This is a genomic window from Mesorhizobium sp. LNJC405B00 (assembly GCF_000502615.1).
GTDB lineage: Bacteria > Pseudomonadota > Alphaproteobacteria > Rhizobiales > Rhizobiaceae > Mesorhizobium.
Genome location: NZ_AYWC01000004.1, coordinates 202,424 through 225,342, shown reverse-complemented (window position 1 = coordinate 225,342; position 22,919 = coordinate 202,424). Strand labels below are relative to the sequence as shown.

The 22,919-nt window shown below is 63.5% G+C and carries 22 protein-coding genes; 8 read left to right on the top strand and 14 right to left on the bottom strand.

The annotated features are described in order from the left end of the window. Positions 1-14: 14 nt before the first annotated feature. From X756_RS155195 to X756_RS155210, 4 genes are all read left to right on the top strand, one after another. The gene (locus X756_RS155195; RefSeq protein ID WP_023729422.1) at positions 15-2,138 is read left to right on the top strand and encodes an SMP-30/gluconolactonase/LRE family protein; all 2,124 of its coding nucleotides are present in this window, start codon (positions 15-17) and stop codon (positions 2,136-2,138) included. Next, positions 2,135-3,184 (top strand): hypothetical protein, encoded by a 1,050-nt coding sequence (locus X756_RS155200; RefSeq protein ID WP_023729421.1) that lies wholly within the window; start codon positions 2,135-2,137, stop codon positions 3,182-3,184. The genes X756_RS155195 and X756_RS155200 overlap by 4 nt, the downstream gene beginning before the upstream one ends. Further along, positions 3,184-4,680 (top strand): sugar ABC transporter ATP-binding protein, encoded by a 1,497-nt coding sequence (locus X756_RS155205; RefSeq protein ID WP_023729420.1) that lies wholly within the window; start codon positions 3,184-3,186, stop codon positions 4,678-4,680. Before X756_RS155200 ends, X756_RS155205 begins: the two co-directional genes overlap by 1 nt. 248 nt (positions 4,681-4,928) lie before the next feature. After that, positions 4,929-5,336 carry a carboxymuconolactone decarboxylase family protein gene (locus tag X756_RS155210; protein ID WP_023729419.1) on the top strand — a complete coding sequence of 136 codons (408 nt, stop codon included), beginning with the start codon at positions 4,929-4,931 and terminating at the stop codon, positions 5,334-5,336. A 45-nt stretch (positions 5,337-5,381) separates the two neighbouring features. Here the strand turns inward: X756_RS155210 and X756_RS155215 are convergent, their stop codons facing one another. From X756_RS155215 to X756_RS155270, 12 genes are all read right to left on the bottom strand, one after another. Next, positions 5,382-6,269 (bottom strand): amidohydrolase, encoded by an 888-nt coding sequence (locus tag X756_RS155215; RefSeq protein WP_023705629.1) that lies wholly within the window; start codon positions 6,267-6,269, stop codon positions 5,382-5,384. Continuing rightward, entirely contained in the window at positions 6,269-7,405 is a 1,137-nt protein-coding gene (locus X756_RS155220) for a VWA domain-containing protein (RefSeq protein WP_023729418.1), read from the bottom strand. Before X756_RS155220 ends, X756_RS155215 begins: the two co-directional genes overlap by 1 nt. 235 nt (positions 7,406-7,640) lie before the next feature. Beyond that, complete coding sequence (locus tag X756_RS155225; protein WP_023729417.1) at positions 7,641-8,525, bottom strand: MoxR family ATPase; 885 nt, start codon at positions 8,523-8,525, stop codon at positions 7,641-7,643. Beyond that, a complete protein-coding gene (locus X756_RS1000000170375; protein ID WP_023690781.1) occupies positions 8,525-9,529 on the bottom strand; it encodes a molybdopterin cofactor-binding domain-containing protein in 1,005 nt (334 codons plus the stop codon). The genes X756_RS155225 and X756_RS1000000170375 overlap by 1 nt, the downstream gene beginning before the upstream one ends. A 1-nt stretch (position 9,530) precedes the next feature. Then, complete coding sequence (locus X756_RS1000000170370; protein WP_023729416.1) at positions 9,531-10,898, bottom strand: xanthine dehydrogenase family protein molybdopterin-binding subunit; 1,368 nt, start codon at positions 10,896-10,898, stop codon at positions 9,531-9,533. A gap of 11 nt (positions 10,899-10,909) precedes the next feature. Then, the gene (locus X756_RS155240; protein WP_023729415.1) at positions 10,910-11,392 is read right to left on the bottom strand and encodes a (2Fe-2S)-binding protein; all 483 of its coding nucleotides are present in this window, start codon (positions 11,390-11,392) and stop codon (positions 10,910-10,912) included. A gap of 61 nt (positions 11,393-11,453) precedes the next feature. Continuing rightward, positions 11,454-12,248 (bottom strand): FAD binding domain-containing protein, encoded by a 795-nt coding sequence (locus X756_RS155245; protein WP_023729414.1) that lies wholly within the window; start codon positions 12,246-12,248, stop codon positions 11,454-11,456. Positions 12,249-12,264: 16 nt separating this feature from the next. Then, complete coding sequence (locus X756_RS155250; RefSeq protein WP_023729413.1) at positions 12,265-12,708, bottom strand: SRPBCC family protein; 444 nt, start codon at positions 12,706-12,708, stop codon at positions 12,265-12,267. A 113-nt stretch (positions 12,709-12,821) separates the two neighbouring features. Then, positions 12,822-13,649 carry an AraC family transcriptional regulator gene (locus X756_RS155255; protein WP_023673046.1) on the bottom strand — a complete coding sequence of 276 codons (828 nt, stop codon included), beginning with the start codon at positions 13,647-13,649 and terminating at the stop codon, positions 12,822-12,824. A gap of 150 nt (positions 13,650-13,799) precedes the next feature. Next, a complete protein-coding gene (locus X756_RS155260) occupies positions 13,800-14,570 on the bottom strand; it encodes an SDR family oxidoreductase (RefSeq protein WP_031238065.1) in 771 nt (256 codons plus the stop codon). Between the two features lie 39 nt (positions 14,571-14,609). Beyond that, positions 14,610-15,608, bottom strand: a complete 999-nt coding sequence (locus tag X756_RS155265) for an ABC transporter permease (RefSeq protein WP_023673048.1) — start codon at positions 15,606-15,608, stop codon at positions 14,610-14,612. A gap of 41 nt (positions 15,609-15,649) precedes the next feature. Next, positions 15,650-16,441, bottom strand: a complete 792-nt coding sequence (locus X756_RS155270) for an ATP-binding cassette domain-containing protein (protein ID WP_245260790.1) — start codon at positions 16,439-16,441, stop codon at positions 15,650-15,652. A 415-nt stretch (positions 16,442-16,856) separates the two neighbouring features. On the opposite strand from X756_RS155270, the gene X756_RS155275 reads away from it, so the two are divergent. Together X756_RS155275 and X756_RS155280 are read left to right on the top strand one after the other, a co-directional pair. After that, positions 16,857-17,846, top strand: coding sequence for a sugar-binding protein (locus X756_RS155275; RefSeq protein ID WP_023673050.1), 990 nt, complete (start codon positions 16,857-16,859; stop codon positions 17,844-17,846). Positions 17,847-18,025: 179 nt separating this feature from the next. Next, entirely contained in the window at positions 18,026-18,808 is a 783-nt protein-coding gene (locus X756_RS155280) for a FadR/GntR family transcriptional regulator (RefSeq protein WP_023729411.1), read from the top strand. A gap of 19 nt (positions 18,809-18,827) precedes the next feature. Here the strand turns inward: X756_RS155280 and X756_RS155285 are convergent, their stop codons facing one another. Continuing rightward, entirely contained in the window at positions 18,828-19,766 is a 939-nt protein-coding gene (locus X756_RS155285) for an NAD(P)-dependent oxidoreductase (protein WP_023690788.1), read from the bottom strand. Between the two features lie 118 nt (positions 19,767-19,884). Here X756_RS155285 and X756_RS155290 point away from each other — a divergent pair, with 118 nt between their 5' ends. Both X756_RS155290 and X756_RS155295 read left to right on the top strand, forming a co-directional pair. Beyond that, a complete protein-coding gene (locus X756_RS155290; protein ID WP_023729410.1) occupies positions 19,885-20,775 on the top strand; it encodes an NAD(P)-dependent oxidoreductase in 891 nt (296 codons plus the stop codon). 118 nt (positions 20,776-20,893) lie between these two features. Further along, positions 20,894-21,670, top strand: coding sequence for a FadR/GntR family transcriptional regulator (locus X756_RS155295; protein WP_023729409.1), 777 nt, complete (start codon positions 20,894-20,896; stop codon positions 21,668-21,670). 139 nt (positions 21,671-21,809) lie between these two features. Here the strand turns inward: X756_RS155295 and X756_RS155300 are convergent, their stop codons facing one another. Then, the gene (locus X756_RS155300; RefSeq protein WP_023714810.1) at positions 21,810-22,916 is read right to left on the bottom strand and encodes a Gfo/Idh/MocA family oxidoreductase; all 1,107 of its coding nucleotides are present in this window, start codon (positions 22,914-22,916) and stop codon (positions 21,810-21,812) included. Between the last annotated feature and the right edge of the window lie 3 nt (positions 22,917-22,919).

Genomic DNA, 22,919 nt, shown 5'->3' with positions numbered 1-22,919 from the left:
AATAGCAGCCGCCGATGTCCTTTCGCGAACGCCTCCAGTCCTGGCGCTACAATCTCGTGCCCGACCATCTGGTCGGCGAGATCCTGACAAAACGCTGGACCGACAACGCCATCCCGTTCCTGGCGCTGGTGGCGACGCTCAGCGTGTTCGGCTCGATCATTCCCGGCTTCTTCAAGCTGACCTCGCTGCAGGAATCGACCCGCCAGCTCGGCGAGTTCTCGATGGTAGTCACCGGCATGACGGTGGTGATGCTGGGCGGCGGCATCGACCTGTCCGTCGGCTCGATCTTCGCGCTGTCCTGTTTCTCCGCCGTCTATGTCTTCTTCATTCTCGAACAGTCTATCTGGCTGGCGCTGGCGGCATCGCTCGCCACCGGCCTGATCTTCGGCGCCGTCAACGGCTACCTCGTCGGCTACCTCAGGCTGCGCGCCTTCCTCACCACCCTGGTGACGTTCATCTTCGGCCGGGCGCTGTTCGATATTCTCGTCACCACCTATGCCGCCGACGTGCAGCTTTCCCAGGCGACATCGGGTGTGCTCGACTTCATCGGCGACAGCACCTTCTGGGGGCTTTCGGTCTCGGTGTGGCTGGCGATCATTCTTGCCATCGTCACCCATATCGCGCTGACGCGCTCACGGCCGGGCTGGCATGTGCTGGCGGTCGGAGGCTCCAGGCGCTCGGCGCACAATGCCGGCATTCGCGTGCGCCGCACCGTGTTCATGACCTATGTCTTTTCCGGCTTCTGCGCCTCGATCGGCGGCTTCCTGATCGCTTGCCGCCTGAGTGGGGCAGGGCCGGGCACCGGCCTCAACCTTGAGATCATGGCGCTGACGGCGGCGGTGGTCGGCGGCGTCAGCTTGGGTGGTGGCCGCGGCTCGGTCATCAAGGGGCTGATGGGCGCCATCATCGTGCTGACCATGACCAACGGGCTGATCCGGCTGGGCTATGGCACCGGCACCAACCAGATGGTGCTGGGCATCATGCTGGCGGTGGCGGTGACGATCGACATCCGCTGGCTGAAGAACCGCCATAAGGTGCTCAACGAAGTCTATGTCGCGCCGGTCTATCTCAAGATGGGCGAGACACAGTCTGCGGTGCCGGGCTCAGGCACGCCCTACGCGCTCGACAACCGGCTGTCGGCGGCCGACCATATCGGGCTCGGCGAGTTGGAAGGGCCGGAAGACGTCATCCTCGACCGCGACGATCACCTCTATTGCGGCACGCGCCATGGCGAGATCGTCCGCTTCTTCGCGCCGGACTATATGAAATCGGAGGTGTTTGCCCATATCGGCGGCTTTCCGCTGGGCCTGGCCTTCGACAAATCGGGCAATCTGATCAGCTGCGTCGGCGCCATGGGGCTCTATTCCGTCTCGCCGGATCGGGATGTGAAACGCCTGTCGGCGGAGACGTCGCGTTCCTGGACCTCGATCGTCGACGATGCGCGGCTGCGCGACCCCAACGATTGCGACATCGCGCCGGACGGGCGGATCTATTTCACTGACTCCACCAAGCGCTATGACGCCCACGATTGGGCGCTGGACTCGATCGAGAACCGCGCCACCGGCCGGCTGCTGGTTTATGACCCGAAGGACGGTTCGACGAAGACACTGCTCGACGGCTACCGCTACACCAATGGCGTGTGCATGGCGCATGACGGGAAGTCGCTGTTCTTCGCTGAGAGCTGGGCCTGCCGTGTGCATCGATACTGGCTGGAAGGGCCGAAAGCAGGCACCGCCGAATGCGTCATCCGCGACATGCCGGGCTATCCCGACAACATCAACCGGGCGTCGGACGGCAATTACTGGATGGCATGGCTCGGCATGCGCACGCCGAGCTTCGACCTGTCGCTGCGCCATCCCGATATGCGCAAGCGCATGACGCGCCGGCTGCCGCAGGACGAGTGGCTGTTCCCCAACATCAACACCGGCGGCGTGGTGAAATTCAACGACAAGGGCGGCATTGTCGAGGCGATGGGCGACCTTACCGGCGGCGCGCATCCGATGGTCACCTCGATGCGCGAGCACAAGGGTTTCCTGTTCGTCGGCGGCATCCTTAACAACCGCATCGGCCGCTACAAGATTGCGGGCGCCGACCCGAACTGGACCAGTTCCGCTTCTTATTGGGGAGCGAAGCCATGATCCTCGATCCTGTGCTCGACCTGTTTCGTGGCAAGGCGGTGACCATCCCACCGCTCGACGGTGCCTTCCGTCCCAACACGCGGCTGGACGAGGCGCCAGTGTTCGCCGATTTGACGGAGCCCGACAATCTTCTGGTTGCCGATGGCCGGCTGCTCGTTTCCAGCGGCAATGCGGTATATTCGCTTGCCGCAGGGGTGGAGCCGAAGGTTGTCGGGACCTTTCCTTCCCCCATCACGGCGCTGGCTCTATCACTGTCGGGCGAACTGACGGTGGGGTTGGAAAGCGGCAAGCTGCTGGTTGCCGGCAAGGAGGTTTCGCTGCCGGCCGGCGTCAGCTGCATCACCGCGCTTGCCTATGCAGACGACGGCACGTTGTGGCTGGCCAATGGCTCGGCTGAGCACACGCCGTCGCAATGGGCCGCCGACCTGATGAAGAAGGGCGCGTCCGGTTCGCTTTGGAGGCGGGACGCGGCCGCCGCCGAGTTCCGCAAAGTGGCCGGCGATATCGCCTTTCCCTATGGGCTGCATCCCATTGGGCGGGATGTGCTGGTCAGCGAAAGCTGGCGCCATCAGCTCGTTCGCTTCGATGGTGCGACCGGTAGCCGCTCGACCGTGCTGACGCATCTGCCCGGCTATCCCGCGCGCCTCGCGCCGGCCGGCGATGGCGGCGCGTGGCTGGCTCTGTTCGCGCCACGCAACCGGCTGATCGAATTCGTTCTCCAGGAAACCCACTATCGGCGCGACATGCTAGACCAGGTGGCGCCGGCCTACTGGATCGCGCCGGCTTTGGCCTCCAATCGCAGCTTCCTCGAACCGCTGCAATGCGGCGGCATCCGCACCATGGGCATCCACAAGCCCTGGTCGCCGAGCCGCTCCTATGGGCTGGTGGTCAGGCTCGATCAGAACATGCAGCCGCAATTCAGCCTGCACAGCCGCGCCGACGGCACGCGCCATGGCATCTGCAGCGTGGCGGAAACGGACGGCCGCCTGTTCATCGCCTCCAGGGGCGGCGATTGCGTGCTGGCCATCGACGCAGGAGGTCTCTGATGGAACCGATCGTGCGCCTGGAAAATGTCACCAAGAACTATCGCGGCGTGCCCGCGGTCAGACAAGTCAGCTTCGAACTGCGCAAGGGCGAAATCCACGCGCTGCTCGGCGAGAACGGCGCCGGCAAATCCACGCTGACCAAGATCATCGCCGGCGTCGTCGACGCCACCTCAGGCAAGATGTTCCACAAAGGCCGCGAGATCGCTTATGCGTCGCCGCATGCGGCGCTCGAGGCCGGCATCGCCATGGTGTTCCAGGAGACCAGCCTGGTGCCGTCGATGACGGTGGCGCAAAACCTCTATCTCGACACCGAAAAATTCCTCAACCGGCTGCGCGGCACCTACATTTCGGCGCAGCAGTTTTTGCAGTCGCTGAACTTTCCGGTCGACCCCAACGCCATGGTGGCGACGCTGGGCGCGGCCAAGCGTCAGATGGTCGAGATCGCGCGCGCCGTTCACCACAATGCCGAGATCATCATCTTCGACGAGCCGACGGCGACGCTGACGCCGGAGGAGAAGCGGCACTTCTTCGCGCTGATCCGGCGGCTGAAGGCGAACGGCGTCTCGATCGTCTTCATCAGCCATGCATTGGAAGAGGCGCTGATGATCGCCGACCGCATCACAATCCTGCGCGATGGCGAGCTGGTCATAACCGACGACACATCGGCCTTCGATCGCGACAAGATCGTCGCCGCCATGGTCGGGCGTACACTGTCGGGACAGATCTATCGCCAGCGCGACGAGGCCAGGCTGCGCAAGGCCGGCAAGAAGGTGCTGTCGGTGCAGGACATTTCGATGAGCAATGTCGTGCGCAACACCTCCTTCTCGATCTTTCAGGCACAGATCACCGGTGTGTTCGGGCTGATCGGCTCCGGCCGCACCGAGACCTTCAAGATCGTCTCCGGCATCTACAAGCGCGATTTCCTGCGCGGCGGCGCCATCGAGCTGGACGACCGGCCGGTGCGCTATATCGTGCCGAGCGAAGCGGTCGCCGACGGCATCGTCTATGTTACCGAGGACCGCAAGAGCGAGGGCATTTTCGAGACGATGGGCGTTGCCGAGAACCTGTTCGGCGGGCTCCTGGCGGCGGGCCGCGAAAAGGCCTGGGTGATCAACCAGCAGGAGATGCGCACGCTTTCCGCTGAATGGACGAAGACGCTGAACATCAAGGCGATCAACGACAATGCCCGCGTGGTCGAGCTTTCCGGCGGCAACCAGCAGAAGGTGGTGATCGGCAAGGGGCTGGTGCAGCAGCCGCGTATCGTGATCTTCGACGAGCCGACGCGCGGCGTCGATGTCGGCGCCATCGCCGAGATCCACCAGATCATCAACCGGCTGGCCGACGAGGGGTTGGCCGTGGTGGTGATCTCGTCCTACCTGCCGGAAATCATGAACCTGTCGGATCGGATTCTGGTGTGCCGACAGGGGCGCATCGTGGAGGAGTTCTCGCCGGCGGAGGCGACGGAGGAGAAGATCATGTATGCGGCAGTGCACTAGGTTGCCGGTCGGTGTTTGACGGTGCGCATACGTCACCAATTGGCCAAGGCCTCAGCGCCTTCGTCATGCTCGGGTCTCCGCGACGGCGCTTCGCGCCTGCTTCGCCCCTGAATGACGAAGCTGAGATGCTTCGGCCAATCGCCATGGTTCTGTCAGCATCAAAAACTGAATCGGAATAGCCGGTTAGCCGCCCTTGCTCGAGACCTGATTCAACCACCTGATCCACCGATTCAACGAAAGGAAACGCCATGGCCGCCACAAAACTCCTCAGCGATGCCGAGGTCGAAAAAATCCCGGTTGCGAAGGCTGTGTTCGACGACATCCGCGCGACGCGCAAGTCGGACTTCGTCAACAATTTCTGGCGCGGGCTGGCCAACGATCCGGCCTTGCTGAAACGGACATGGGACCAGGTGAAAGTGGTGATGGCTACGGAAAGCGCCATCGATCCGCTGACCAAGGAGATGATCTACATCGCTGTGTCGACCGCCAATGGCTGCTCCTATTGCGTCCATTCGCACACGGCTGCGGCGCGGGCCAAAGGCTTGACCGATGCGCAGCATGGCGATCTGGTGTCGATCATCGGGCTGGCCGGGCAGACCAACCATCTGGTGACTGCGATGCAGATTCCGGTCGATCCTGAGTTCGAAGTGAAGTGAGGGGCGGCTTTCCCTTCTCCCCTGTGGGAGAAGGGAAAGCGTGCGCTATGCCGGTCTGTAAACCTTCTCTGCTGTATTCCAAAAGATATCCGCTTCCGCCACCGGACCGTGCTTCGCCACGGCTGCACGATGCGCCTTGATCAGTTCGGCGTGGCTGGTCCAGAGCTTCTCTATCGGGAAGTTGGAGCCGAACATCAGGTGGTCAGCGCCCAGAATGTCGATGGCATTGTCGACGATGTAGGCAATCAACGCCGGATCGTTGCGGTGGGCGAAGGTGCCGAGGCCCGACAGCTTGGCGTAGAAGTTCGGCGCTGTTGATAGAGTACTCAGGCCGGCTTTCCAGGCCTCGGTGGTTTCCGGCTCCATGCCGGTCAGCATGCCGGCATGGGTGAGGATGAAATTGGTGTCGGGGTTCTCGCCGACGAGCGTCAGCCCGTTCTTCATCTGGGCGGGGAAAAGCTGCAGGTCGAAGGACAGGCCATAGTCTTTAAGCCGCGCGACATTGGCCCGCACCCTGGGGTCGATGACCTGATCGGCCGAGGCAGCGAAGCGGAAGGCCGGCGTCTCGTGCCAATGCAGCTGCATGCGCACGCCGCGCAGCAGCGGGTACTTTTTCAATCGATCGATCTGGGGCCGGACATCGTCGACAGTCATATCGGTATAGCCGACGATAGCGTGCGGCCAGCCGGTCTGGTCGGCAGTCTTCTGCAGGAAGGCGACTTCTTTTTCGAAATCCTCCTTGGCCCAGTTGGTCTGGACATAGACGGCCTTCTCGACACCTGCGCCTTGCTGATCGGCGAGAAATTCCTCGATCGGATAGTCGCGGCGGATCGGTTCGTAGGGGCCGAAAATGCGCGGCACCATCGGCCCGACCAGCCATGGCTGGTCCTGCTGGCGCCAGATGTGGAAATGCGCGTCGATGGCTTTCTGCATCACGATACCCTTTTCCAGATTGCCGACGCCGCCGGGGCGGGGCGGGCGAGCGACAGGATGAAATCGGTGAGACTCCCGAGCGAAGAGCCGTCGATGAGATCGTCGAGATCGGGCAAGATGGCGCGCAACGCCGCCGTTGCCGGCTGGAAGCGCGGATCGCCGGCCAAAGGTGTGGCCAGCGACAGGCGAAAGGCGCGGGCGCTCAGGCGGCGTATCGCGGTCTCTAGATCGGCATGGTCGCCGCGCTCCAGCGCGTCCGACAGGATGATCACAGCGGCACCGCGCGCGAAGGCCGATAACCGCGGCACCGAGAGGAAGGCGAGCAGGGTCGGTCCCATGCGCGTGCCGCCGTCCCAGTCGTCGACGAGTGCCGCCGCTCGGGCGAGAGCCTGGTCGCGATCGCGGATACGCAGTGCGGATGTGATGCGGGTGAGCCGAGTGCCGAAGGTGAAGATTTCGGCACGGTCAGCGCCTTGTACGGCGGCGTGCGCCAGTTTGAGATAATCCGATGTATGCAGCTTCATCGAGCCGGAAACATCGATCAGGATCAGCAGCTTGCGCGGCACCGTCTGGCGGCGGCGGAGCTGCGGCGAGGGGATATCGCCATCGGCGGTGACGATTTCCCTGAGCGAGCGGCGCAGATCGAGCTTGCCGCGCGAATGGGTGCGCACGGTGCGGAATGAGCGGCGCGCGGGGAGGGCTGAAGCGAGCTTGCGGCGGAAGGGCCCAAGGCCATCGTCGTCGCGGAGGAAGTCGCGGCTGCTGAGCTGTTCGATTGCCGACGACAGCTCGCCGCCTTTCTCCTGGCGCGTGGTCTGTTTCTCCTCCTGGCGCGTGCTGTGATCGTCCTTGATGCGGGTTTCCTCGTCTTCCTCGCCTTCGATCGAGGGTTGGCCATCGCCATGGAAGTGATTGCGAAAATGCGTCTCGAATTCGCCGCGGCGATCGGGCGGGGGGGCAAGCGTTGCGAGCGCCGCCTCGCGGATGTCGGCCATCGAGCGGGGACCGAGCAGGGTGACCGCCTGCATGAAGCTGGAGACCTGCTCGGGGGCGACGGCAAAGGCGTGGCGGCGCAGCAGCCGGGCGAAGTGGAGGAAGGGCGCGGAGGCGAGAGGAAGGGTTCCCTGACGCATCATTCCTTCGCGCCCCCCTCTGTCCTGCCGGACATCTCCCCCTCAAGGGGGGAGATTGGCGGCTTCGGCGCTTCGGTTCTTTCTGCGCCGCTGGAGATTGGCGAAAGCCAGGATGACGGCTGATCTCCCCCCTTGTGGGGGAGATGTCCGGCAGGACAGAGGGGGGCGCTGTCCCGCCAGCGTTGCAGAGTGCCCAGGTGAGGCCACCTCGCTGTGAACGAGCTGTTGACCTCACACGTCACCCCAGCGCCTCCTCGACAATCCGGCCAAGCTCCGGCGCGATCGCGGACAAATCCTCCTCGTCCTTGATCAGCACGCCGATGGCGCGGCGGAAGGCTTCCGGCCACGGGCTGCCGCCCTTCTCCAGGATGGTGGCGGCGTTGGCCCATTCTACGGCCTCGGAGATGCCGGGCGGCTTGGCCAGCGGGCGGACGCGGATCTGCTGCACGGCATTCGCCACGGCGCGCGCGGTGGTCTCGGCGACATTGCCGGCGCGCAGCATGATGATGGCGGCTTCGCGCTCGGCGTCGGGATAGCCGATCCAGTGATAGACGCAGCGGCGCCGGAGCGCTTCGGCGAGTTCGCGGGTGCGGTTCGACGTCAGGATGACGATCGGCTGCGCTTCGGCGCGGATGGTGCCGCGTTCGGGAATGCTGATCTGGAAGTCGGAGAGGAATTCCAGAAGTAGCGCTTCGAATTCGTGGTCGGAGCGGTCGATCTCGTCGACCAGCAGCACGCGCTGCTCCGGCGCCCGCAGCACCTGCAGCAATGGCCGCGCGATCAGAAAGCGGTCGTCATAGATGTCGATCTCGTGCTCGCCGGCATGGCGGATGGCGAGCAACTGGCGCTGGTAGTTCCATTCATAGAGCGCGTGTGCTGCGTCGATTCCTTCATAGCATTGCAGCCGCACCAGATCGCGGCCCAGCAGCTGCGCGATCGCCTTGGCCGCTTCGGTCTTGCCGACGCCGGGCGCGCCTTCGAGCAGCAACGGCTTGCCCAGCCGTATGGCCAGGAAGATCGCCGTCGCCAGGCTGTCGTCGGCGAGATAGCGCGATCCAGCGAGGTGGCGTGCCACCGCCTCCGGTGAGGTCGCGACAGTCTCTGCGTTCACCTCTGGCGTCATCAATTGGCCGCTTGCGCCTTCAGCGCGCGCAATATGCGCTCCGGTGTGATCGGCAGCGTGTCGATGCGCACGCCGACGGCGTCGAAGACGGCATTGGCAACCGCGGGGATCTGCGGGTTCGCGCACATTTCGCCTGGCCCTTTGGCACCGTAAGGACCATCCGCCGACGGCCGCTCCAGCACGATGATCTCGGTTTGGGCGAGATCGCCCGGTCCCGGCATCAGATACTGGTTGAAGTCGGTGCCGCCATGGTCGCGGTTGGGATAATAGGGCTCGGTCGTTTCGTAGAGCGCGTGGCTGATGCCCATCCAGGAACCGCCGACCAGTTGCTGCTCGACCATTTTCGGGTTCAGCGCGCGGCCGATCTCGAAGACGTTCTTGACGGTCAGCACCGTAACCTCGCCTGTCTCGTCATCGACCTCGACCTCGGCCACCGTGCAGGCATGGGCGTAGCAGGTCGACGGCTTCATCGCGCCGGTCTCTTTCTCCGGATAGGAGCGCGGGATCAGGAACATGCCGCGGCCTGAGATCGAGCGGCCACGCTTGAAATGAGCCGACAGCGCGACATCGAAGATCGAGATCGACTTTTGCGGCGCGCCCTTGACCAGAATGTTGCCCTCGCCATCAGTTTCGAGATCGGAGGCGTTCACCTCCAGCTCTTCCGCCGCCACTTCCAGCATCACCTGGCGCGCTTCCTTGGCCGCCTGGATGACGGCGTTGCCGGCGCGGTGGGTGCCGCGCGAGGCGAAGGTGCCCATGCAGTGCGGACCGGTGTCGGTGTCGGCGGTGTCGATGGTAACCCGGTCCGTCGGCACGCCGATGGTCTCGGCGCAGATCTGCGCCATGATCTGCTTCAAGCCCTGACCGAGATCGACGCTGGAAAGCGTCACCATGAAATTGCCGGTCGGCGTCGAATGCACCAGCGCCTGCGTCGGGTCGCCGCCAAGGTTCATGCCCGTCGGATAGTTGATCGCGGCGACGCCGCGTCCGCGCCTTATCGCCATCTCAAGCTCCCTTCGTGTAGGAGGACATCGCCATATACTTCTCCGCCACCGGCCAGTTGGCGGCGCGCGACGCCTCCTGCATGCACTCGATTAGCGCCGCTCCTTCGGTCGGCTGGCGATGTGCCTTCATGTCACCGTCGCGATAGGCGTTGATGAAGCGAAATTCGAGCGGGTCCATGCCGATCAGCCGCGCCAGCTTGTCCATCTGCACCTCAAGCGCGAAGTCGCCGATGGTGACGCCGAAGCCGCGCATGGCGGAGGAGGGGGTGCGGTTGGTGTAGACGCAATAAGTGTCGATCCAGACATTGGGAATGGTGTAGGGCCCGGGATAGTGCGCCGCTCCCTTCTGCGCGCCATAAGGCGAGTGGCGCGAATAGGCGCCGGCATCGGTATAGCCGGTCACCTTGCGAGCCACGATGCGGCCATCGTTCATCACGCCATCCTTGATGATTATCTTTTCGGCGGCGCGCGGTGAGGAGATCTGCATCTCCTCTTCGCGGCTGTAGATGAAGGAGACGGGACGTCCTGTGAGCTTGGCGCCAAGAATGGCGATCGGCTCGACGATGACGTCGACCTTGCCCCCAAAGCCGCCGCCGACAGTGCCGCCGACGAAATGCAGTTTCGAGCCTGGCATCTGCAGGATGATCGAGGCGTTGTCGAGGGTGAAGAACATCGCCTGGGTGTTGGTGTAGCAGGTGAAGCGGTCATTGCCTTCCGGCACCACGACGCAACCCGTGGTCTCGGTCGGCGCATGCTCGATCGGCGAGGATTGATAACTCTGTTCCAGGATGTGGTCGGCGCCAGCGAAGCCCGCCTCGGCATCGCCGAAGCGCACCTTGCGGCATTCGCCGCTGTCGTAGAGGTAATAATTCTGGCCGTGATATTCGTTGACCAAAGGCGCGCCGGGCTTCAGCGCTTCTTCCATGTCGAAGACGGCCGGCAGCACCTCGTAGTCGACCTTGACCTTGGCTGCCGCTTCCTGAGCCGCGCGCTCGGTCTCGGCCAGCACCGCGACCACTGCCTCGCCCTTCCAGCGCACCTTGCCGTCGGCCAGCACCGTTTCGTCTTCCGGTCCGACCTGGATCAGGATCAGGATGGTGTAGACATTGTGCGGCACATCCTTGGCGGTGAGGATTTTCACCACGCCGGGATGCTTCTCCGCTTCGGAAGTGTCGATCGAACGGATGCGGGCATGGTGGTGCGGACTGCGCACCATTTTCAGGTGAAGCATATTCGGGACGTTGCGGTCGGCGAAATAGGCGGTCTTGCCCGTCACATGTCCCGGCGAATCCAGCCGCGGCCGCCCATGGCCGATCTCGTGCAGGCCGTCCTTGCGCTGATCGGCGAAATAGTTTTTGCGCAGTTCCATTCTTTTGGTCCTTAGGCCGCGTTCTGCGAATTGGCTCGGGCCGCCGTCAGCACCGCCTGGATGATCGGCTCGTAGCCGGTGCAGCGGCAGATATTGCCGGACAGCGCCTCGATCACATCCTCGCGGCTCGGATTGGGCGTGTGGTCGAGCAGCATCTTGGCGGCCATGATCATGCCCGGCGTGCAGAAACCGCATTGCGTGGCGAAGGCATCGAGGAAGGCACGCTGCAGCGGGTGCAGCACGCCGGCCTCAGCGAGGCCCGATGTGGTGCGGATGTCGGCGCCGCTGCAGGTCTCGGCCAGGGTCAGGCAAGAGAGCCGGAGTTCGCCGTCGATGATGACCGAACAGGCGCCGCAGGTGCCCTGGTGGCAGCCGCCCTTGGGCGAGGTGTCGCCGATCTTGTCGCGCAGCGCGTGCAGCAGTGTCGTGCCGCTGTCGACAAATTCGGCCTTCTCCGAGCCGTTGAGCGTGAACTGAACCGGAACCTTTGCCATGTTTTTCCTCCCAGCGCGCCTGCCCGGTTGATCGGACAGACACGCGCCCCCCAAGCGGTGGTTAAGTAAGCAGCAGCCGGCCGAGATGGATCGGGAGAACCTCGGCGCGATACCAGGCGCTGGCGATCGGATCGGTGATTGGCGAAGTGCCTTCACCGGCTGCAGCCAGCGCCGCTGCGACGCCGTCCTGGTCAAGCCTGCTGCCGATCAGTGCCTTTTCCGCAGCACGGGCGCGCATCGGCCGGTCTGCCATGCAGCCGAGCGCGATCCGCGCCGAGGAGACAGTGCCGTCGCCGGCCTGTTCCAGAACGGCGGCGATGCTGAGCACCGAGACGCCCTTCGGCTTGACCCGCGACGCTTTCAGGAAGCGGAAATTCTCGGCCTTCGGCAACGCGAAGGCGACTGATGTGACAATGGCGCGGCCGCCGTCCCGCCTGGCCAGAAAATCCTCGATAGGCAATTCCCCATCATCGGTGCCGACCGTCGCATCCAACGCCAGCAGGGCGACAGCGAAATCACCGTAGGGCGCGGGTGCGAACAGATTGCCGCCGACAGTCGCCATATTGCGGATCGCCGGGCCGCCGACGGCGCGCGCAGCCCTGGACAGCGCCGCAAGCTCGGGATGGCGGGCGATGGCCGCCATTGTCACCGAAGCTCCGATGCGGACCTTGCCGCCGGCAACGGTGATCCCGGAGAGGGCCGGATCAGTCGAGCGGACGAGGCCGGTGACGGAGACATCGCCTTCATTGGCGGCGCGCACGACCAGCGTGCCGCCGCCGAGATAGCGGGTGCCGGGCGCCTTCAGCGCCGCGTTGGCATCCCTGACGGCCGAAAAGGTCTGGAGGGCAAGCGCCATGGCAGTCTCCCCTGACTCAGCTCTGGCCAGAAAAATGGCTCTTCAATGCATTGAAGCCACCCTGGAAGACATTGGCGGCCATGCCGGCGGCGATCTTGTCGGCCTCTTCGGGCGCCGCGTCGAAGCTCGCGGTCCATTCGGCATAGGTGCGGTCGCCGTCGGTCACGCGGCGCAATTGCAGCGTCGCTTTGTGATTGGTCAGCGGCTGCGGCGTTTCGAGGATAGAATAGCTGACGCGGAAATCCGCATCGGAGAAGTCGAGCAGTTTTTCGCGGATACGCGCGCCGCTGGCGAGCTCGAAATTACGCACGCAGCCGGTGGTTTCGGCGCTCTTGCCGTCTTCGATATGGCTCTTGACCATGCGCGGATGCCAGCCCGGCAGGCCGTTGAAGTCGCGTATGCGCGCCCAGACCTTTTCGACCGGCGCGTCGATGACGCTGGAGACGGTGACTTCAGCCATATGATCATTCCCCTACGAATTCGATACGCTGCAGGGTAGGGCGGCGGCCGGCGCTGCGCTTATCAATGGGTCTTGCGGCCCTATCAAGGAGTCTGAAAAACGAGCGGCTTGGCTCAGGCCATGGCCCGCGCCGCCTCGCGGTAAAGCGTCGGCGGCACCCCGACATGGTCGCGGAAGAAGCGCGAGAAATTGCCCTGGGTGGTGAAGCCGAGATTGCAGGCGACCGAGATCAGCGGCTCCTGCGACCACTGCAGCTGCCGCACGGCTTCCTCCATGCGCAGCGTGTTCCAGTAGACATTGGGCGTCAGATTGGTCTGTTCCTTGAATAAAGCAAAGAAGTGCGGCCGCGACAGGCCGACGCTGCGGGCGACGTCGTCGAACGAGATGCGTTCGCAGACATTGGCCTTCATCAGCTGGATTGCCTTGCGGACGCGGAAATCCTGCATTGTGTTGACCCGGATGCGCGCCTCCTGCGGCGCCGAGGCGTCGGCGGCGTCGAGCAGGCTATCGATGAAGCGCTCGATCTCGTAATTGGCGACGTCGTCGATGCTTTCATTATCGCTCAAATGGTCGAGCAGGTTGGCGGCGGCCTGGTGCAGCCAGGGTTCGAGCGTGATCGCAGCCTGTGCAAACAACGGCGCCGACGAAGGCAGGTCGCGGCGCCGGCGCGCCCAATCCGGATCGATGTAGAAAGCGAGGAACAGGCCGGGCCTGCCGTTCTGCGACAGAATGTGGCTGTGCGGCTGGTAGGAATTGATGCCGGCGGCGGTGCCGGGACCCAGCGGCACCGTCTCGCGGCCGACGGTCATCTCGCCGGCCGTGCCCTCCAGCCAGATGATGATGTGGGCCTCGACATGCGCATGGGTGACGAAGTCGCTGGCGACATTCAGGACAGAAACATGTCCGAACCGGCCCCAATAGAGCCTGATCGCGTCCGTCATGGGTTATACCTCCCGCAGACGACTGGCCTCCCTTCGCCTGCGACGGGATTGTGCGGCTGAGTTCGGGGTCGCGTCAAGGCGCGGGGCGAAAGCCGCTGTGTGCTGCCGGCGGCAGTGGTGGATTTTCAGACTGAGCGATAGGGTTTCCCGTCAAACCGAAGCCGTCATGCCGCCGTCGACATAAAGCGTATGGCCGTTGACGAAGGATGAGGCGTCGGAGGCGAGGAACACGGCGGCGCCGATCAGTTCGTCGACATACCCCCAGCGGCCGGCCGGCGTGCGCTTTTCCAGCCAGGCGGAGAATTCCTGGTTGTCGACCAGCGCCTGGTTCATCTCGGTGCGGAAATAGCCGGGGGCGATGGCATTGATCTGCAAGCCGTATTTCGCCCAGTCGGTGCACATGCCCCTGGTCAAATTGCGGATTGCGCCCTTGGTCGCCGTATAGGGCGCGATGTTGGGCCGGGCGAGTTCGCTCTGCACCGAGCCGATGTTGATGATCTTGCCTTTGCCGCGCGCGATCATGTTGCGGGCGACCGCCTTGCCGGCATGGAAGGCGCCGGAGACATTGGTCTTGAACAGCCGCTCCCACTGCTCCTCGGGAAAGTCCTCGAGCGGGGCGCGAAACTGCACGCCGGCATTGTTGATCAGGATATCGATGGCGCCGATCTCGGCTTCGATGCGGGCGACATCGGCATCGACCGCGCGAGAATCCGCCACGTCGAAGGTCGAGGGGTGCGCTTTGAAGCCGGCGTCGCGCAAGCCGGCGACAGCACCGGCAACCTTGCCGGCATCGCGGCCGTTGAGCACGACACTTGCGCCATGCTCGGCAAGGCCGCGCGCCAGCGCCAGGCCGATGCCCTGGCCGGAGCCGGTGATCAGCGCCAGCCGGCCGTTGAGGTCGAACAGGGATTTCGATGTCAAGGCAACGGTTTCCAGCCGAAAGGTTCAGTCCAAAAACATTCAGTCATTGCGCCTGAAGTTGCGGATCCGGTCGAACAGCACCGCGAGCAGGATGGCGCCGCCGATGAACACGCCTTGCCAGAAAGCATTGATGCCGAGCAGACCAAGGCTGTTGCGGATCACTTCGATGAGCGCGGCACCGACAATGGCGCCGAAGGCGGTGCCGACGCCGCCGGCGAGATTGGCGCCGCCAATGACCGTGGCGGCGATGACCTGCAGTTCCATGCCGGTTCCGAGATTGGTGGTGACGGCGCCCAGCCATCCGGTCTGGATGATGCCGGCAATGCCCGCCGCCAGCGCCGAGATCATATAGACGGCGACCTTGATCTGCTTGACGGGAACGCCGGTCAGCGTCGCCGCGTGCTCATTGCCGCCAATGGCGAAGATGTGGCGGCCAAACTTGGTCCAGCGCAGCGTGAAGCCGGTGATCAGCGCCAAAAGGATCATGTAGAGCACCGGATTGGCGATGCCGAACACCCAGGCACCGCCGCCCAGCGCCAGAAGCTTGTCGTGATCCGGGCCGAACTGGAAGACGACGGTGTTGTTGGAGGCGACCATGGCGAGGCTGCGGGCAATCGACAGCATACCGAGCGTCACCACGAAGGGTGGAAAGCCGAGATAGGCGATCATGATGCCGTTGAAGGCGCCTATGGCGAGCGCGGTGGCGATCGAGGCGAGGATGCCGACCTCGATGGAGTAGCCGGCATGCATGGTGACGGCCAGCACCATCGACGACAGGCAGAGCACCGAACCGACCGACAGGTCGATGCCACCTGTGATGATGACGAAGGTCATGCCGAGCGCGATGATGGCGACGAAGGTGATGTTGCGGGTGATGTTGTAAAGGTTCTTCGACGTGGCGAAGGCGTCGGTGGCAAAAGACAGGAACAGGCAGGCCAGGATGACCGCGATCACCACCCAGAAGGTCTGGCTGGCAAACAGTCTTGCCGGCAAGGATTGCTGCTTTTGTTCGATCGGCTGGTCAATTGTCAGTGCCATCGTCGACCTTCATGTGCTGTGCGTGGTGAAATTCGCTGAGATCAAACCTGTTCGATGGCGCCGGTGATCAGCCCGGTGACTTCCTCGGGCGAACTTGACGCAATCGTCTTGTCGGCGACCTTGCGGCCGCGCCGCATGACGATGACGCGGTCGGCGACGGTGAACACGTCAGGCATGCGGTGGCTGATCAGCACCACTGCGATACCCTGGTCGCGCAAATGGCGGATCAGGTTCAGCACTTCGGCGACCTGGCGCACCGAGATCGCGGCCGTCGGTTCGTCCATCAACACGATCTTCGCCTGCGACAGCATGGTGCGCGCGATCGCTACTGCCTGGCGCTGGCCGCCCGACATCTGCTTGACCAGGTCGCGCGGACGGGTCTCGGACTTCAACTCGGCGAAGAGCTGGCCGGCGCGCTTGTACATGGCGGCATAGTCGAGGATGCGTAAAGGGCCGACGCCGCGGCGCAATTCACGGCCGAGATAGACATTGGCGGCAGCGGTCAGATTGTTGCACAGCGCCAGGTCCTGGTGGACGATCTCGATGCCGTGCTGGCGAGCTTCCGCCGGCTTGTGCAGGATCAACTCCTTGCCGTCCATGCGCATGACGCCATGGCTGGGGCGGAAATTGCCGGCGATCATCTTGACCAGCGTCGACTTGCCGGCGCCGTTGTCGCCCATCAGGCCGACCACCTGTCCGGGCTCGATCGACAGCGATACGTCGTTGACCGCCTGGATGGCGCCGAAATGCCTCGAGATATTGGTGAGTTCGAGAACCGCCACCAGTCTTTGCCTCCCCGTGTTTTGCGACCCGCTGCTGTTCCCGGCGTGAATGCCGGCGCTGCTTTGGCCCCGCTCTCCCCATCTCCTCCCGGAAACAGCGTCAGCGTTCTTTTACGCAAAAGCCGGCGCTCGTCAATCAATTGTCGGACGAATTGAAGCCTTGGTTATCCAAAAATCCGTTTTGTAGGACAAATAGCATTGACGTTGGCCGCAAGCCGATATTAGCTAAGCGTCGGAGGAGATTATGCCGATGCCGCTGGCGGTTAGCCGGGCGGAATCGGCGGAGGTTTATCGGTCGAGGTTGCGGCGCCACCCTTGTGTTGAGCCGGGCCAATGCCGCATCTGGAAATGCTTATCGATCTGTCTTGGCGACACGAGTGCTCGTGAAACGAACCTCGGTCATTAAGCATCCGGTCGATCTGTGTGGCGGGCACGCCGTGTCCGTCTGTTTCAAGGGAGGACTGACATGAGGAAAACACTTTTGCTCGCCGCCGTCGCCGCCATGGCGCTGGGCGCCGGGCCGGCTTTGGCCAAGAAACAGCTCGTCATCGTGGTGAAGGGTCTCGACAATCCATTCTTTGAAGCCATCCACCAGGGCTGCGAGAAATGGAACAAGGAAAATGCCAGCTCGGAATATGAATGCTTCTACACCGGCCCGGCATCGACCTCCGACGAGGCCGGCGAAGCGCAGATCGTCCAGGACATGCTGAGCAAGGCCGACACGGTGGCAATGGCGATTTCGCCATCCAACGCGCCGCTGATCGCTCAGACGATCAAGACCGCCAATCCGACGATCCCGATCATGACGCTCGACGCCGATCTCAGCAAGGAAGATGCCGCGCTGCGCAAGACCTATCTCGGCACCGACAACTATTTGATGGGTCACAAGATCGGCGAGTACATCAAGAAGGGCAAGCCGAACGGCGGCACGATCTGTACCATCGAAGGCAATCCCGCGGCCGACAACATCCTGCGCCGCGCGCAGGGCATGCGTGACGCGCTGTCGGGCAAGGAAGGCCTGGCGGCACTTGCCGGCGAAGGCGGCTGGACCGAAGTCGCCGGTTGCCCGGTGTTCACCAATGACGACGGCGCCAAGGGCGTGCAGGCGATGACCGACATCCTCGCCGCCAATCCCAAGCTCGACGCCTTCGGCATCATGGGCGGCTGGCCGCTGTTTGGCGCACCGCAGCCCTATCGCGACCTGTTCGGGCCGCTCAAGGACCGCATCGCCAGCAACGACTTCGTCATCGGCGCCGCCGATACGATCGGCGATGAAGTGGCGATCGCCCGTGACGGCCTTGTAACTGCTCTGGTTGGTCAGCGGCCGTTCGAAATGGGCTACAAGGCACCGTCGGTGATGATCGATCTGGTCGAAGGCAAGGCCGTCGCCGATCCGGTGTTCACCGGCCTCGACGAATGCACCAAGGACACGGTCGACACCTGCATCCAGAAGTAGGTTCTCGATTTCGGGGCGCCCTTTGACGGGCGCCCCGTCTCTTCCCGGACGGACGCAACGGTTGGGGCAGCAGGCTCCGGCTTTGACGCGTCTGTAGTTTGGATTTTCGGCAACGAGATCGGCGCGCCGTGCAGGTTCGGACCAGTCCGGACGCAGACGGCCGACGCATTGGAACGTGAATGCCGGACGAGAAATCAAAGAAGCGAACCGAGCGGGCCAAGGCACAAGCCAGCCGCGGTCCGGCTGTCATGCGCAGAGCCGGTGCCGCGCATTTTCCGGGAGCGAGCGTCCATGTCTCGCTGGCCGGCGAGATCGGCCTCAGAATCGTGCGCGGCGATTATCCGCCCGGCACCATTCTGCCCAACGAGGCCAAATGGGCCGAGATCTTCGATGTCAGTCGTTCGGCGGTGCGCGAAGCCATCAAGATGCTGATGGCCAAAAGCCTGCTGGCTTCACGGCCCAAGATCGGCAGCTGGGTCGAGCCCAGGGAACGCTGGAACCTGCTCGACCGCGATGTGCTGGCCTGGTACGCGACCGGGCCGGACCGGGAAGCCTTCCTGCGCACGGTGCAGGAGTTCCGTCACATCATCGAGCCGGAAGCGTCGGCCTTTGCCGCTACGCGGCGCAACGACGAGCAGATGGACGAGATCAGCCAGGCCTGTCGTGAGATGGGCGAGGCTTTGAACCTGCAGGAGCGTATCCGCGCCGATACGCGTTTTCACCTCGCCATACTGCGCGCCTCGGGCAACGATCTGCTGGTGCCGCTTGGCGTTCTGATCGAGTCGGCGCTCGATCATCTCTTTGTCTTCGTCACACGCGAGACCAGCGATCAGCGGCGGGCGCAGGCGCTGCATGAGGCGATCGAGAAGAACATCCGCCTGCAGCGTCCTGCGGCCGCCCGCAATGCGGTGCACAGACTGCTCGCCAACACCGACGATGTTATCGGCCGGTCGAGGCGCTGACACAGGCTTTTCGCCGCCTTCAAATCGTCTGCTTCTTGCCGTCCTTGCTGGGCATCAGGTCGACGCCGTTGACCTTGCCGACATATGTCGCCAGCATCGGCACGAATTGCTCGGCCGGGCCAGTGGCATGGGCACCGGCGAAGGAGTTCTTGGTGGCGTTGCCGAGCGGGTTGGCGATGCCGGCCGCACCCGCCATCGATTCCAGATAGGTCAGGTCCTTGAAGGCGTTGGCGATGGTGAATTTATGCGCGTCGCGGTCGCCCTCCAGCGTCCAGCGCATGAAGGTCTGGTAGAAGCCGCAATCCATGCGGCCGTTGCGGATGACGCTGTCGAAACGCGGTGGCGAGATGCCGACCTTTTCGGCCAGCGCCAGCGCCTCGGAATAGATCGCGGCATAGCCCAGCGAGATGAAGTTGTTGAGCAGCTTCATGCGGTGGCCGTCACCTGTATCGCCAATATGGACGATGCGGCCGGCCCAGGTTTCGATGACCGGCTTCACACGGGCAAACAGCGCGTCGGGCGCGCCGACCATGGCGTCGAGCGTGCCTTCCCAGGCTTCCTTCGGCGTGCGGCTGAGCGGTGCATCGACGAAGTCGACGCCGATCTCCTTCAGTTCCGCCGCCAGCGCCACGGTCGAGACCGGATCGGCGGTCGAGCAATCGACGACAACCGAGCCTCTTTTCAGACCCTCCTTGAGGCCGCCGGGGCCACGGATGATGGCTTCGACCTCGCGCGAGCCGGTGACGCAGATGAAGACGATATCGGATGCCGCTGCCACCTCACGCGAGGTGGCCACTTCCTTCGCACCCCGGCCAGCCAAGTCTTCCGCCGGCTTGCGGTTCTTGCGGCCGAGGAAGGTCAGGCCATAGCCCTTGTCGACGATGTTCTTGGCAATGCCGTGCCCCATCAGGCCAAGGCCGATAAAGCCGATCTTTTCGCTCGCGGCGGTCGTGGTCATGTCTTGAAGTCCTGTTGCGATGATTGATATTGGGCGGCGCCGTCTTGCGGGCGAAGGGTGGTTGCAGAATGCCATATTGTCTGACAATACACAGAAATCCTAGGCATTGGAGACGAAAATGACGAAGCGGATCATGTTCACCGGCGGCAGCGGCAAGGCCGGTCGCCATGTCGTGCAATATCTGGTCGAACAGGGCTGCCAGGTGCTCAACATCGACACCAAGCCGCTCGACAATCCCAAGGTACGCACGCTGATCACCGACATCACCGACAGCGGCCAGGTGTTCAACGCGCTGTCGAGCTATATGGGCCTGCATGAATTCGATCCGTCGCTGCGCCCGCAGCCGGTCGATGCCGTGGTGCATTTCGCCGCCATACCGCGCATCATGATCACGACCGACAATGAGGTGTTCCGCACCAACGCGATGGGCACCTACAACGTCATCGAGGCGGCGGTGAAGCTTGGCATCCCCAAGGTGGTGATCGCGTCCAGCGAGACCACCTATGGCGTGGTGTTCGCCAATGAACCGCGCGACCCCAAATATTTTCCCCTCGATGAAGAATACGACGTCGATCCGATGGACAGCTATGCTCTGTCCAAGGTCGTCAACGAGCAAACGGCGCGCGCCTTTGCGCATCGCAACGGCACCGATATCTATGCCTTGCGCATCGGCAACGTCATCGAGCCGCACGAATATTCGCTGTTTCCGAAGTGGTTTGCCGATCCGGGCTTTCGCAAGCGCATCGCCTGGAGCTATGTCGACGCGCGCGATCTCGGCCAGATCGCGCTGCGCGCCGTTGAAACGGACGGGCTCGGCTTCCAGGTGTTCAACGCCGCCAATGACGATACCTCGTCCGACCTGCCGACAGCGGAACTGTTGAAGCGGTTTTATCCCGACGTGCCGGTCAAGACGAAGCTCGGCGAATATGAAACGCTGCTTTCCAACCGCAAGGCCAGGGACATGCTCGGCTTCCGTCCCGAGCACAGCTGGCGCAAATACGTCAAATAGGTCTGGCAAATTGGGCTTTGGGGCAAGGTTGTAACCTGATCTGTGCACAGCCACAGGCTTTGCCGCCTGCGCCCGACCCTCTGCTTGACAGCTTTCGAAATCCGGACTTTGTGGATGCATGAGGGACGGAAAGCCGAATAAGGGAAAGAAGTCTGACAAGACTGAGACAGCCGAGCGCCCGGCTGCCGTTCGGCGGGCTGACGCCACCCGGATGCCCGGCACCAGCGTGCATGCCTCGCTGGCCAGCGAAATCGGGCTTCGGATCGTGCGCGGCGACTATCCGCCGGGCACCATCCTGCCCAATGAAGCCAAATGGTCCGAAACCTTCAACGTCAGCCGCTCGGCGGTGCGTGAGGCGATCAAGATGCTGATGGCCAAAAGCCTTCTGGCATCGCGCCCCAAGATCGGCAGCTGGGTGGAGCCCAGGGAGCGCTGGAACCTGCTCGATCGCGATGTGCTCGCCTGGTACGCGACCGCGCCCGACCGTGAGGTGTTCCTGAAGACGGTGCAGGAATTCCGCCATATCATCGAGCCGGAAGCGACTGCCTTCGCCGCCATGCGACGCACCGAAGAGCAGATGGCCGAGATCAGCCAGGCCTGCCGAGAGATGGGCGAGGCGCCGAGCCTGCAGGAGCGCACGCGCGCCGATACGCGTTTCCATCTGGCCATCCTGCGCGCCTCCGGCAACGATCTGCTGGTGCCGCTCGGCGTGCTGATCGAATCCGCCTTCGATCATCTGTTCACCTATACGACGCGCGAACTCGACGATCTGCAGCATGCACAGCAACTGCACGAGGCGATCGAGAAGGCCATCCGCCTGCAGCGGCCGGAGGCGGCCCGCAACGCGGTGCGCAAGCTGCTCGCCAATACCGACGGCGTCATCAACACCCGGTAGGATATGCTGATATCAGGTGAGGCCGGCCTGCAAACGCCGGCTTTCGCGCTTCACGTACTTAAGTACGCTCCGCTCCGGTTCTCGAAATCCAACGTTTTCGGCGCGGCCTGACCTGAATCTCAACACATCCTGCGAGCGCTCAGCCGGCCTGCGAAGTGGCCAGGTGCTGCCTGGTCAGCGCGACCAGCAGCGCCTGGTCGCGGGCGGCGTGCTCGGGGCGGTTGACCACCTCGTCGCCATTGACGATCGCACCCCAGAAGCCGCGCAGTTCCTCGACGAAGGCTTCGCCGTAGCCGGCACGCAGATCCCTTGTCGACAGTGTGTGGCCGTCCGAGGTCTTCACAGTCAGCCGGGTCGGATGATGGTTGAGCCAGGGCGAGGGGAATTCGAGCTCAAGGCTGGCATCGTCGAAGAACAGCGTGATGCGTTCCTTGTAGTCGGCGAGCTTCGGCACGGTGAGATGCGTCATCGTCCACAGCGCCTGGCCGTCGAGCAGTTTTACTGCGCCCTGGCCGCCATCGCCATTGGCGAAGATCTGCGCGCCGACGACCTCGCCATCCGGCACGCTGAGCGCGTCGAGCAGGCCGTGTACGGCATTCACATCGTGAATCAAGGCGGAGCTGTAAGCGGCGGTAAATCCACGGAAAGCCAGATCGTTCAAAGGCTGGCCGATGGCGCGCTCGACCTGTTGTTTCTGCTTGCTTTGCGCGGCGGCAATCAGCTCCTCGGGAATGTCGTTGCCTCGCTTGTAGCGCTGGTGGGCGATGAACGGCCAGGCATCGGGATCGTTGACCTCGACCGAGACGGACCGCAACGTCTTTGCCGTGCCGGGCAGCGAGGCCAGCGCCAGCCGGTAGCTCGGATCGAAGCGCTTCATATAGCCGACCTGCATGACCTTGCCGGCCTTGTCGCGCGCGGCGATGATCTCGGCGATTTCCGCCGGGGAATAGCAGAGCGGCTTTTCGCAGAAGACATGCAGGCCGCGCCCGAGTGCGGCCAGTACCTGCTCGTGATGCAGCGGGTCGGGCGAGCCGATGACGACGGCGTCGAGCTTCTGGCCGAACAGTTGCTCCGGCGTTTCGAAATTGGCGATGCCGTGAATTTCGCTGACATATTCCCGCGAAATCCTTGACGGGTCGGCAACGCCGACCAGTTCGAACAGGTCGCCGAGCCGCAACAGATTCGGAATATGCTCGACCTGCGAGATCATGCCGGCGCCGATAACGCCAACCCGTATCCTGCTCATGCT